Source organism: Streptococcus timonensis, assembly GCF_047460355.1.
Classification (GTDB): Bacteria; Bacillota; Bacilli; order Lactobacillales; family Streptococcaceae; genus Streptococcus; species Streptococcus timonensis_A.
The window spans coordinates 179128-191592 of the sequence record NZ_JASHGL010000003.1; the positions used below are offsets into that span (position 1 = coordinate 179128).

11 protein-coding genes are annotated in these 12465 nt (G+C 42.7%); 9 read left to right on the forward strand and 2 right to left on the reverse strand.

All coding sequences use genetic code 11. The annotated features are described in order from the left end of the window. Nucleotides 1-3: 3 nt before the first annotated feature. Complete coding sequence (locus QM941_RS06080) at nt 4-462, reverse strand: DUF3021 domain-containing protein (protein WP_414339710.1); 459 nt, start codon at nt 460-462, stop codon at nt 4-6. Beyond that, entirely contained in the window at nt 459-899 is a 441-nt protein-coding gene (locus QM941_RS06085) for a LytTR family DNA-binding domain-containing protein (protein WP_414339712.1), read from the reverse strand. The genes QM941_RS06080 and QM941_RS06085 overlap by 4 nt, the downstream gene beginning before the upstream one ends. Before the next feature lie 343 nt (nt 900-1242). Between QM941_RS06085 and rpsL the strand changes: the two genes are divergently transcribed. The 9 genes from rpsL (at nt 1243) to QM941_RS06130 (ending at nt 12454) form a co-directional block, all read left to right on the forward strand. Beyond that, entirely contained in the window at nt 1243-1659 is a 417-nt protein-coding gene (gene rpsL, locus QM941_RS06090; protein ID WP_001142333.1) for a 30S ribosomal protein S12, read from the forward strand. 19 nt (nt 1660-1678) lie between these two features. Further along, nucleotides 1679-2149, forward strand: coding sequence for a 30S ribosomal protein S7 (rpsG, locus tag QM941_RS06095; protein WP_142558742.1), 471 nt, complete (start codon nt 1679-1681; stop codon nt 2147-2149). Nucleotides 2150-2428: 279 nt separating this feature from the next. Continuing rightward, entirely contained in the window at nt 2429-4510 is a 2082-nt protein-coding gene (gene fusA, locus QM941_RS06100; protein ID WP_414339714.1) for an elongation factor G, read from the forward strand. Between the two features lie 113 nt (nt 4511-4623). Then, the gene (locus tag QM941_RS06105; RefSeq protein WP_414339716.1) at nt 4624-9018 is read left to right on the forward strand and encodes a PolC-type DNA polymerase III; all 4395 of its coding nucleotides are present in this window, start codon (nt 4624-4626) and stop codon (nt 9016-9018) included. A gap of 40 nt (nt 9019-9058) precedes the next feature. Beyond that, nucleotides 9059-9733 carry a hypothetical protein gene (locus tag QM941_RS06110; protein WP_414339718.1) on the forward strand — a complete coding sequence of 225 codons (675 nt, stop codon included), beginning with the start codon at nt 9059-9061 and terminating at the stop codon, nt 9731-9733. Then, nucleotides 9723-9899, forward strand: coding sequence for a hypothetical protein (locus QM941_RS06115; RefSeq protein WP_414339901.1), 177 nt, complete (start codon nt 9723-9725; stop codon nt 9897-9899). Before QM941_RS06110 ends, QM941_RS06115 begins: the two co-directional genes overlap by 11 nt. 22 nt (nt 9900-9921) lie before the next feature. After that, nucleotides 9922-11163: an aminopeptidase gene (locus QM941_RS06120; RefSeq protein WP_414339720.1), complete on the forward strand. Its 1242-nt coding sequence runs from the start codon at nt 9922-9924 to the stop codon at nt 11161-11163. 9 nt (nt 11164-11172) lie between these two features. Then, nucleotides 11173-11403 carry a GlsB/YeaQ/YmgE family stress response membrane protein gene (locus QM941_RS06125; RefSeq protein ID WP_414259735.1) on the forward strand — a complete coding sequence of 77 codons (231 nt, stop codon included), beginning with the start codon at nt 11173-11175 and terminating at the stop codon, nt 11401-11403. A 142-nt stretch (nt 11404-11545) separates the two neighbouring features. Then, nucleotides 11546-12454, forward strand: a complete 909-nt coding sequence (locus tag QM941_RS06130) for a LysR family transcriptional regulator (RefSeq protein WP_004250738.1) — start codon at nt 11546-11548, stop codon at nt 12452-12454. Nucleotides 12455-12465 lie beyond the last annotated feature (11 nt).

Genomic DNA, 12465 nt, shown 5'->3' on the forward strand with positions numbered 1-12465 from the left:
GTCTTATTTTTTCTGAGCCAATAATTGGTTGATATGGGCAACCCTCTTTGATTCTATCTTGTAGAGAATCGTCCAAATGATAAGGTAGACAATTGCAAACTCTGGAATGAGTTGGAGGAGGAAAACCCAGTTTAATGGGAACCAGCCTGCTAGGATTGCTAGAGGAACAAAGCCTAAAAGCATGAGGAAGAAGTGAGTGACAGTCGCACGAAGAAGGCTCCAATCTTGAGCAAATAGACGACTACCAAAACTAAAGAGTACTCCAATAGCTGCCCAGATAACCGTAGAGTAAAGCAAGACTAGAGAACCATGGACTTGATGCTCTCTCATGAATTGACCAACGGGCGATTCATAGCTTAGAGGTGCGTAGTAGCTTGGCGAATAGATAAAAGAAAAGATAATAGATAGGGTGAGGCCGATAAGGATACCGGTTGTGGCATCGTGAAATACTTGTTTTTTCATAGTTCTAATTTCTCCTTAATAGTTTTGAGGTAACGGCGAGATGAGTAGGTGAAACTTTCGTTTTTTAAATAGATTTCAATCAAGCCGTTAGAGGTTAGTTTTAGATGACTAATTGCATCAATGTTGACAATTTCCGATTGGGAAATTTTGATAAAGGAAGCAGGTAGAATTTCACTTGCTTGGTAAAGACGAATGTCGAGAGCGTAGGTTCGACTATCAGTTTCAGCCAAAACTTTACGATTTTCAATGTAAATTCGCTGGATTTTGCTAATCTGAATCAAGTAGACCTGGTCTTGAAATTTTCCTTTGATGGTCTCCTTTTGATCCAGAGATTGGACAAAGTCCTGAACTTTTTGAACTCGAGTGGACAAGGTTGGCGCTTCGATTATGATTTGTTCTTCAGTATGTTGTGCATCAATGTCAAGTCTGACTTTCATAATTTCTCCTTTATAAAGTTGTAATAGAGATCTCTTGCTTACAAATCTATTAAACACCATTTTGTCGACAAATACAAGAAGCTTTGTCTATGTGGTCGATTGGAGAACCTATCTGGTAGGTGAGCGTTTTCAGATAGATTTATGATCCAAGAAGTCAAAAAATAAGAAGAAATATATTGACAAAAATAGAAAAAAAGTGGTACAATGTTAGACGGTACTTTTTACTTTTGGTCTCTCAAGAGTGTACAGGGACGTGCTGACAAATGTTGCAAAAGTACACACAGATGATAGCTGTCACCAAGTGTATCATCACCAAAAATAAAAAAAACACAGGAGAATGTAGATGCCTACAATTAACCAATTGGTTCGCAAACCGCGTAAATCAAAAGTAGAAAAATCTAAATCACCAGCTTTGAACGTTGGTTACAACAGTCATAAAAAAGTTCAAACAAACGTTTCTTCACCACAAAAACGTGGTGTAGCAACTCGTGTTGGAACTATGACACCTAAAAAACCTAACTCTGCCCTTCGTAAATTTGCTCGTGTACGTTTGAGCAACCTTATCGAAGTTACTGCCTACATCCCAGGTATCGGACACAACTTGCAAGAGCACAGCGTGGTGCTTCTTCGTGGTGGACGTGTAAAAGACCTTCCAGGGGTACGTTACCATATCGTCCGTGGTGCACTTGATACTGCAGGTGTTAACGATCGTAAACAAGGCCGTTCTAAATACGGTACTAAACGTCCGAAAAAAGCATAAGGAAAGGGGATAAAGAGAAATGAGTCGTAAAAATAGAGCTCCAAAACGTGAAGTATTGCCAGATCCGCTTTACAATTCACAATTAGTTACTCGTCTTATCAACCGCGTTATGCTTGACGGTAAACGTGGTACAGCTGCTTCAATCGTTTACGGTGCTTTTGAACAAATCAAAGAAGCTACTGGTAACGATGCACTTGAAGTATTTGAAACAGCTATGGAAAACATCATGCCTGTACTTGAAGTACGTGCACGTCGTGTTGGTGGATCAAACTACCAAGTCCCAGTTGAAGTTCGTCCAGAACGTCGTACAACTCTTGGACTTCGTTGGTTGGTAACTATTGCTCGTCTTCGTGGTGAGCACACAATGGTTGACCGCCTTGCTAAAGAAATCATGGATGCTGCTAACAACACTGGTGCAGCAGTTAAGAAACGTGAAGACACTCACCGTATGGCTGAAGCTAACCGTGCCTTCGCACACTTCCGTTGGTAAGAAAATGATGCTAGGAACGGTAAGGGTGCAAGGTGAAAATAGGAAACTGACGCAGTATTCGACGAATACAAGGAAGTTTATCTTTTTCACACAGCATCCCGTTCCGGCTCAAATCGGCTAACTAACTTTAGCCCGAGTTCAATTCAACTTGACATCTCACAAGTTGAAACCAACTATAACATGAAAACATTGAGAACGGGTGGGTCCTGCCTATCCGTTTTTATTGAAAGAGTGTTAGAAACAGATTAGAAATTAAAAAAAATAGGAGAAAAAAACCTCATGGCACGCGAATTTTCACTTGAAAAAACTCGTAATATCGGTATCATGGCTCACGTCGACGCCGGTAAAACAACTACAACTGAGCGTATCCTTTACTACACTGGTAAAATCCACAAAATCGGTGAAACTCACGAAGGTGCGTCACAAATGGACTGGATGGAGCAAGAGCAAGAACGTGGTATCACTATCACATCTGCTGCGACAACAGCTCAATGGAACAACCACCGCGTAAACATCATCGACACACCAGGACACGTGGACTTCACAATCGAAGTACAACGTTCTCTTCGTGTATTGGACGGTGCGGTTACAGTTCTTGACTCACAATCAGGTGTTGAGCCTCAAACTGAAACCGTTTGGCGTCAAGCAACTGAGTACGGAGTTCCACGTATCGTATTTGCCAACAAAATGGACAAAATCGGTGCTGACTTCCTTTACTCAGTAAGCACACTTCATGACCGTCTTCAAGCAAATGCACACCCAATTCAATTGCCAATCGGTGCTGAAGATGACTTCCGTGGAATCATCGACTTGATCAAGATGAAAGCTGAAATCTATACTAACGACCTTGGTACAGATATCCTTGAAGAAGACATTCCAGCTGAATACCTTGACCAAGCTCAAGAATACCGTGAAAAATTGATTGAAGCAGTTGCTGAAACTGACGAAGAATTGATGATGAAATACCTCGAAGGTGAAGAAATCACTAACGAAGAATTAAAAGCTGGTATCCGTAAAGCGACTATCAACGTTGAATTCTTCCCAGTATTGTGTGGTTCAGCCTTCAAGAACAAAGGTGTTCAATTGATGCTTGATGCGGTTATCGACTACCTTCCAAGCCCACTTGATATCCCAGCGATCAAGGGTATCAACCCAGATACTGAAGAAGAAGAAACTCGTCCAGCATCTGATGAAGAGCCATTTTCAGCTCTTGCCTTCAAGATCATGACTGACCCATTCGTAGGTCGTTTGACATTCTTCCGTGTTTACTCAGGTGTTCTTCAATCAGGTTCATACGTATTGAACACATCTAAAGGTAAACGTGAACGTATCGGACGTATCCTTCAAATGCACGCTAACAGCCGTCAAGAAATCGATACTGTTTACTCAGGTGATATCGCTGCTGCCGTTGGTTTGAAAGACACTACAACTGGTGACTCATTGACAGATGAAAAAGCCAAAATCATTCTTGAGTCAATCAACGTTCCAGAACCAGTTATCCAATTGATGGTTGAACCAAAATCTAAAGCAGACCAAGACAAGATGGGTATCGCCCTTCAAAAATTGGCTGAAGAAGATCCAACATTCCGCGTTGAAACTAACGTTGAAACTGGTGAAACAGTTATCTCTGGTATGGGTGAGCTTCACCTTGACGTCCTTGTTGACCGTATGCGTCGTGAGTTCAAAGTTGAAGCGAACGTAGGTGCCCCTCAAGTATCTTACCGTGAAACATTCCGCGCTTCTACTCAAGCACGTGGATTCTTCAAACGTCAGTCTGGTGGTAAAGGTCAATTCGGTGATGTATGGATTGAATTTACTCCAAACGAAGAAGGAAAAGGATTCGAATTCGAAAACGCAATCGTCGGTGGTGTGGTTCCTCGTGAATTTATCCCAGCGGTTGAAAAAGGTTTGGTAGAATCTATGGCTAATGGTGTTCTTGCAGGTTACCCAATGGTTGACGTTAAAGCTAAGCTTTACGATGGTTCATACCACGATGTCGACTCATCTGAAACTGCCTTCAAGATCGCGGCTTCTCTTGCCCTTAAAGAAGCTGCTAAAACTGCACAACCAGCTATCCTTGAGCCAATGATGCTTGTAACAATCACTGTTCCTGAAGAAAACCTTGGTGATGTTATGGGTCACGTAACTGCTCGTCGTGGACGTGTAGATGGAATGGAAGCACACGGTAACAGCCAAATCGTTCGTGCTTACGTTCCACTTGCTGAAATGTTCGGTTACGCAACAGTTCTTCGTTCTGCATCACAAGGACGTGGTACATTCATGATGGTATTCGACCACTACGAAGATGTACCTAAGTCAGTACAAGAAGAAATCATTAAGAAAAACAAAGGTGAAGACTAATTTGTCGTCACTATAAAAGAAGTCACTTTGTGGCTTCTTTTTCTGTTTAGTAGAAATAGGAAAAAGTACCTCAAGTATGGTAAAATAGAAGGAGTATATTGTGAGGAAAATGGATGTCAACCACTTTTGAAATTTTAATGAATCAGTTGGGTATCCCCGCTGAGATAAGAAATCATGAGGCCTTCTCCCAGGCTGAAATTGAACAAGTTATTGTACATAAGCGCAGTAAAATCTGGGAGTTTCATTTTGTATTTGAGAATATTCTACCATTTGAGGTTTTTCTGGAATTGAAAAAGGGCCTAAAAGAAGAATTTTCAAAGACTGGAAATCAGGCTAGTTTTGAGATTAAATCTCGAAGCCAAGCTTTTTCAAGAGAGCTTTTACAGGCCTACTATAGAGAGGCTTTTTCAGATGGCCCTTGTTCTAGTCAAGGCTTTCGGACCATGTATCAGGATTTTCAGGTTCGATTTGAAAATGATCAGTTGATTATTGAAGCTTCTGAAGCAGCAGATACAGAGCATTTCAGAAAAAATCACCTGCCTAATCTTGTCAAACAGTTGGAAGAATTTGGTTTTCCTAAATTAACCTTCCGATTGGAAAAAAATGAGGATCTGACCAAGGAAGAACAAGAAGCCTTCCGTACAGAGAATCAAATGATTGTTCAGGCTGCCAATGATGAGACCCTTCGAGCTATGGAACAGTTAGAACAGATGGCACCGCCACCTCCAGTTGAGGACAAACCTGTCTTTGATTTCCAAGCCAAGAAGGCAGCTGCCAAGCCTAAACTCGACAAGGCAGAGATAACTCCAATGATTGAGGTCAATACCGAAGAAAATCGATTGGTTTTTGAAGGGGTTGTCTTTGATGTGGAGCATAAGGTGACAAGAACAGGACGTGTCTTGATTAATTTCAAGATGACGGACTATACGTCTAGTTTCTCTATGCAAAAATGGGTCAAAAATGAAGAGGAAGCTCAGAAGTTTGATATTATTAAGAAAAATTCATGGCTCCGTGTTCGTGGAAATGTCGAGGTCAATAATTTCACACGAGATTTGACCATGAATGTGCAAGATGTGCAGGAAGTAGTCCACTATGAACGTAAGGACTTGATGCCAGAAGGTGAGCGTCGCGTTGAGTTTCATGCCCATACCAATATGTCGACTATGGATGCTCTTCCTGAGGTTGAGGAAATCGTTGGAACAGCAGCCAAATGGGGTCACAAAGCAGTGGCAATCACAGACCACGGCAATGTTCAGTCTTTCCCTCACGGTTATAAGGCCGCCAAGAAAGCTGGTATTCAGCTCATTTATGGAATGGAAGCAAATATCGTTGAGGATCGTGTTCCTATCGTCTATAACGAAGTGGAGATGGATCTTTCTGAAGCAACCTATGTAGTCTTTGACGTGGAAACGACAGGTCTATCAGCTATCTATAATGACTTGATTCAGGTAGCGGCTTCCAAGATGTATAAGGGTAACATCATCGCTGAGTTTGATGAATTTATCAATCCAGGGCATCCCTTATCAGCTTTTACTACTGAGTTGACTGGAATTACGGATGACCATGTGAAAAATGCTAAACCCTTGGTTCAAGTTCTGAAAGAATTCCAAGAATTCTGTAAAGATACCGTTCTTGTAGCCCATAATGCAAGCTTTGACGTTGGTTTTATGAATGCCAACTATGAGCGTCACGGTCTTCCAAAAATTACTCAACCTGTCATCGATACGCTAGAGTTCGCTAGAAATCTCTATCCAGAGTACAAGCGACATGGTTTGGGACCCTTGACCAAACGTTTTGGTGTAGCTCTAGAACACCACCATATGGCCAACTATGATGCGGAAGCAACTGGTCGTCTGCTCTTTATCTTTATCAAGGAAGTGGGAGAAAAACACGGTGTGACGAACTTAGCACGATTAAACCTTGATTTAATCAGTCCGGATTCTTATAAGAAAGCTCGAGTCAAGCATGCAACCATCTATGTGAAAAATCAGGTGGGCTTGAAAAATATCTTTAAGCTAGTTTCTCTCTCTAATACCCAGTATTTTGAAGGAGTTCCACGGATTCCACGTACGGTACTGGATGCCCATCGAGAAGGTTTGATCTTGGGCTCGGCTTGTACAGAAGGGGAAGTCTTTGATGCAGTCGTATCACAGGGTGTAGATGCTGCAGTCGAAGTAGCTAAATACTATGATTTTATCGAAGTGATGCCTCCGGCTATCTATGCGCCTCTGATTGCCAAAGAGCAGGTCAAGGATATGGAGGAGCTTCATACCATTATCAAGAGCTTGATTGAGGTCGGAGACCGTCTCGGTAAGCCAGTTCTTGCGACAGGAAACGTCCACTATATCGAACCTGAGGATGAGATTTATCGCGAGATCATCGTGAGAAGTCTCGGTCAGGGTGCCATGATTAACCGAACGATCGGCCATGGAGAAGCTGCCCAACCAGCTCCGCTACCCAAGGCACATTTTAGAACAACCAATGAAATGTTGGATGAATTTGCCTTTCTAGGAGAAGATTTGGCTCGTAAGATTGTCATTGAAAATACCAATGCCTTGGCAGAAATCTTTGAACCTGTCGAGGTCGTTAAAGGCGACTTGTACACGCCTTTCATTGACAAGGCTGAAGAAACAGTTGCCGAGTTGACCTATAAAAAAGCTTTTGAAATCTATGGAAATCCACTCCCAGATATTGTCGATTTGCGGATTGAAAAAGAACTAACCTCTATCCTGGGGAATGGATTCGCCGTGATTTATCTGGCTTCGCAAATGCTAGTGCACCGCTCCAACGAACGAGGCTACTTAGTTGGTTCACGTGGGTCTGTTGGATCTAGTTTTGTTGCGACCATGATTGGAATTACCGAGGTCAATCCTCTATCGCCTCACTATGTCTGTGGTCAGTGTCAGTACAGTGAATTTATCACGGATGGTTCCTACGGTTCAGGCTTTGATATGCCAGATAAAGACTGTCCAAACTGTGGCCACAAGCTCAGCAAGAATGGACAGGACATTCCTTTCGAGACCTTCCTTGGTTTTGATGGGGATAAGGTACCTGATATCGATTTGAACTTCTCAGGTGAAGACCAACCGAGCGCCCACTTGGATGTTCGTGATATCTTTGGGGAAGAGTATGCCTTCCGTGCAGGAACGGTTGGTACGGTGGCTGCCAAGACCGCCTATGGATTTGTCAAAGGTTACGAGCGTGACTATGGCAAATTCTACCGAGAAGCCGAAGTTGAGCGCCTAGCCCAAGGAGCTGCTGGTGTTAAACGTACGACCGGTCAGCACCCAGGAGGAATCGTTGTTATCCCTAACTATATGGATGTCTATGACTTTACTCCAGTACAGTATCCTGCAGATGATGTAACTGCTGAATGGCAGACTACTCACTTTAACTTCCACGATATCGATGAGAACGTCCTCAAGCTCGATGTTCTAGGACATGATGATCCGACCATGATTCGCAAGCTCCAGGACTTGTCAGGCATTGATCCAAATGATATTCCTATGGATGATCCTGGTGTCATGGCCCTCTTCTCAGGTACAGATATCCTAGGAGTGACCCCTGAGCAAATCGGGACTTCAACTGGCATGCTTGGAATTCCAGAGTTTGGAACTAACTTTGTTCGAGGCATGGTGGATGAAACCCATCCGACGACCTTTGCGGAGTTGCTTCAACTTTCTGGACTGTCTCACGGTACCGACGTTTGGTTGGGAAATGCTCAGGATTTGATTAAGGCAGGAATTGCGGATCTTTCAACCGTTATCGGATGTCGGGATGACATCATGGTTTACCTCATGCACGCAGGTTTAGATCCTAAGATGGCCTTTACCATCATGGAGCGAGTGCGTAAGGGATTGTGGCTCAAAATCTCAGAAGAAGAGCGCAATGGTTATATCGAAGCCATGAAGGCCAATAATGTGCCTGAGTGGTATATCGAATCTTGTGGAAAAATCAAGTACATGTTCCCTAAAGCCCATGCGGCAGCCTACGTTATGATGGCCCTTCGCGTGGCCTACTTCAAGGTTCACCATCCAATTTATTATTACTGTGCATACTTCTCCATCCGTGCTAAGGCTTTTGATATCAAGACCATGGGTGCAGGCTTGGATGCTATCAAACGTAAGATGCAAGAAATTGCTGAAAAGCGTAAGAACAATGAAGCTTCCAACGTAGAAATTGACCTCTACACCACACTTGAAATCGTCAATGAGATGTGGGAACGTGGCTTTAAGTTCGGCAAATTGGATCTCTATCGCAGTGATGCGACTGAATTCATCATCGATGGAGACACCCTCATCCCACCGTTTGTCGCTATGGATGGTCTGGGAGAGAACGTTGCCAAGCAACTGGTTCGTGCCCGTCAAGAGGGAGAATTCCTCTCTAAAACTGAGTTGCGCAAGCGTGGAGGACTTTCCTCAACCTTGGTTGAAAAGATGGATGAAATGGGAATTCTCGGCAATATGCCAGAGGACAATCAGTTGAGTTTGTTTGATGATTTATTTTAATAGTTTGAAATGTCTTGTGTAGATTTGAGGTTGGCTAATAATGCTAAAGAAAAATAGAGCAACACCCTGGAAATCAGGGAAAGTTATTTCTATATGTTTAAGAAATGGCGTTTATATCTTAGCGCAAATGGTGCGAGAACCCTATCTAGTATTTTTTAACCATTTTAATGAGGAAAATAACTGGAAGGGAGTGACCTTGAAAGAGGAGGATATCCTCTTTTGTAAGGCTGTTACTCGCCAGTTTCTACGCTATAGTCCTGTTGCGATTGTCAAAGAAGTTACCCCCCTGTTAGATTATGAACTGCCTAAAGAATGGATTTATAGCCATATTGGAGGGTATCCTATTACTGTTTCGGTAAAGGGAAGGGAGCGCCAAATTGCTGGTTTTGGTAGACGTTGTTCTTTGGTTCTGGCGGATAAAGACAGTGGACAACCAGAAGATAATCCACTTATGGGACTTTTCCAATCCTATATCATATCAGATATCAAAGAACAAGATTGGGATCGGGTAGGTCAGGCTGAACTTATGTCTATTGAAGTATTTCCAACACTCAACGAACGTCTCTATCTTTGCTTTCTTTATGGGAAAAATATAAATCCAGAACAAGATATCTCTTTAGGAAAGCTTCTACCTGATGACTATGAAACCTATATAGATATCCTCACAAATAGTCCAGAAGCACGACGCCTCTACCTAGGAGAGCATGAAGAATAAGAAAGGATATTTCATGAAACTAAGAATTTTCGCGGAAGACAAGCCGGCTGAGAAGGTGTTTGAGTATCAATTAGACCTTGCTGATCAGACAATTCTTCTATCGACAGCACTTTTGTCTACTGCCATTGCTTTAGCGGGGCTATTTTCTGCTTTGAAAGAAAAATAAAAATAGAAAAGAGAAAACAAGAATGGTTTTACCAAATTTTAAAGAAAATCTAGAAAAATATGCTAAGCTTTTGGTTGCAAACGGTGTGAATGTGCAACCTGGTCATACCTTGGCTCTCTCAATCGATGTGGAGCAACGTGAGTTGGCTCACTTAATCGTTAAAGAGGCTTATGCCCTTGGTGCACACGAAGTTATCGTTCAATGGGCAGATGACTTTGTAAACCGTGAGAAATTCCTTCACGCGCCACTAGAACGTTTGGACAATGTGCCAGAATATAAGATTGCTGAGATGAACTACCTTCTTGAAAACAAAGCAAGTCGTCTCGGTGTTCGTTCTTCTGACCCAGGTGCCTTGAACGGAGTGGATGCAGAAAAACTTTCTGCTTCTGCAAAAGCGATGGGAATCGCCATGAAGCCAATGCGTATCGCAACTCAATCTAACAAGGTTAGCTGGACTGTAGCAGCAGCTGCTGGACTAGAGTGGGCTAAGAAGGTCTTTCCAAATGCTGCGAGTGACGAAGAAGCAGTAGACCTCCTTTGGGACCAAATCTTCAAAACTTGCCGTATCTACGAAGAAGATCCAGTTAAAGCTTGGGAAGAACATGCAGCAATCTTGAAGAGCAAGGCGGAAATGCTCAACAAAGAGCAATTCTCAGCTCTTCACTACACTGCCCCTGGAACAGACTTGACACTTGGCTTGCCTAATAACCACGTTTGGGAATCAGCTGGAGCCATCAATGCTCAAGGCGAAGGTTTCTTGCCAAATATGCCAACAGAAGAAGTCTTTACAGCCCCTGATTTCCGTCGCGCAGATGGTTATGTAACATCTACGAAACCTCTTAGCTATAATGGAAATATCATCGAAGGCATCAAGGTGACCTTTGAAAATGGTCAAATCGTTGATATCACAGCTGAAAAGGGTGATCAAGTAATGAAGGATCTCGTCTTTAAGAATGCTGGCGCGCGTGCCTTGGGTGAATGTGCCTTGGTACCAGATCCAAGCCCAATTTCTCAGTCAGGCATTACCTTCTTTAACACCCTTTTCGATGAGAATGCTTCTAACCACTTAGCTATCGGTGCCGCTTATGCAACGAGCGTTGTTGGTGGAGCAGAGATGAGCGAAGAAGAGCTGGAAGCTGCAGGACTTAACCGTTCAGATGTTCACGTTGACTTTATGATTGGTTCTAACCAAATGGATATCGATGGTATCCGTGAGGATGGAACACGCGTACCCCTCTTCCGCAATGGAGATTGGGCAATTTAAGGAGAAACTATGATTGGAAGTATGTTTGTCGGTCTTTTGATCGGACTATTAGCAGGAGTTATCACCAATCGTGGAGAACGGATGGGATGCTTCGGGAAAATGTTTCTGGGTTGGATTGGTGCTTTCCTGGGTCAAATGCTTTTTGGAACTTGGGGGCCTATTTTAGCTGATACGGCTATTATCCCATCAGTTTTAGGAGCCATGATTTTATTAGCCATCTTTTGGAAAAAAGACAGCTAGTTTTAACTTGCTAGAACAGATAGAGAGGTTGGAAATCTTCCAACCTCTTTTTTATGAGCTGCAAAAAAGACTGATATGCGCCTAGCTTGGCTTTCAGTGACTGGTTCTTTTTATATTGCGTCAAGTATGGTACAATAAAAACATGAGAATTCAACAATTACACTATATTATCAAAATCGTAGAGACTGGTTCGATGAATGAGGCTGCCAAGCAACTTTTCATTACACAACCGAGTCTATCAAATGCCGTTCGTGATTTAGAAAATGAGATGGGCATTGAGATTTTTATCCGAAATCCTAAAGGAATCACCCTCACACGTGATGGGATGGAATTTTTATCCTATGCCCGTCAGGTTGTCGAGCAAACGCAACTTCTAGAAGAACGCTATAAGAACCCAATCGCTCATCGCGAGCTTTTTAGTGTGTCTTCGCAGCACTATGCCTTTGTGGTCAATGCTTTTGTTTCCTTGCTCAAGAAAAGCGATATGGAAAAGTACGAGCTTTTTTTGCGTGAAACCAGAACTTGGGAAATCATCGACGACGTCAAGAACTTCCGAAGTGAAGTGGGAGTTCTCTTTTTAAATAGCTATAACCGGGACGTTCTTTCGAAGATGTTGGATGACAACCATCTGGTTGCCCACCATCTCTTTACAGCCCAACCCCATATCTTTGTCAGCAAGACCAACCCTCTTGCTAAAAGAGACAAGGTGCAGTTGGCAGACCTAGAAGACTTCCCATATTTGAGCTATGACCAAGGTACCCATAATTCCTTCTATTTCTCAGAAGAGATTTTGTCTCAGGAACACCACAAGAAATCCATCGTTGTTAGTGACCGTGCGACCTTGTTCAATCTCTTGATTGGTTTGGATGGCTATACCATCGCGACTGGTATCCTTAATAGTAACCTCAATGGAGACAACATCGTTTCGATTCCGCTTGATATTGATGATCCCATTGAACTGGTTTATATCCAGCATGAGAAAACTAGCTTATCTAAGATGGGTGAACGCTTCATCGAGTACCTACTTGAAGAAGTTCGCTTTGATAAGTAATTTGAATAAAT

Bases quoted from the DNA above. Each gene is read 5' to 3' on its own strand.
- QM941_RS06080 (WP_414339710.1), bottom strand. From the start codon at position 462: ATGAAAAAACAAGTATTTCACGATGCCACAACCGGTATCCTTATCGGC.
- QM941_RS06085 (WP_414339712.1), bottom strand. From the start codon at position 899: ATGAAAGTCAGACTTGACATTGATGCACAACATACTGAAGAACAAATC.
- rpsL (WP_001142333.1), top strand. From the start codon at position 1,243: ATGCCTACAATTAACCAATTGGTTCGCAAACCGCGTAAATCAAAAGTA.
- rpsG (WP_142558742.1), top strand. From the start codon at position 1,679: ATGAGTCGTAAAAATAGAGCTCCAAAACGTGAAGTATTGCCAGATCCG.
- fusA (WP_414339714.1), top strand. From the start codon at position 2,429: ATGGCACGCGAATTTTCACTTGAAAAAACTCGTAATATCGGTATCATG.
- QM941_RS06105 (WP_414339716.1), top strand. From the start codon at position 4,624: ATGTCAACCACTTTTGAAATTTTAATGAATCAGTTGGGTATCCCCGCT.
- QM941_RS06110 (WP_414339718.1), top strand. From the start codon at position 9,059: ATGCTAAAGAAAAATAGAGCAACACCCTGGAAATCAGGGAAAGTTATT.
- QM941_RS06115 (WP_414339901.1), top strand. From the start codon at position 9,723: ATGAAGAATAAGAAAGGATATTTCATGAAACTAAGAATTTTCGCGGAA.
- QM941_RS06120 (WP_414339720.1), top strand. From the start codon at position 9,922: ATGGTTTTACCAAATTTTAAAGAAAATCTAGAAAAATATGCTAAGCTT.
- QM941_RS06125 (WP_414259735.1), top strand. From the start codon at position 11,173: ATGATTGGAAGTATGTTTGTCGGTCTTTTGATCGGACTATTAGCAGGA.
- QM941_RS06130 (WP_004250738.1), top strand. From the start codon at position 11,546: ATGAGAATTCAACAATTACACTATATTATCAAAATCGTAGAGACTGGT.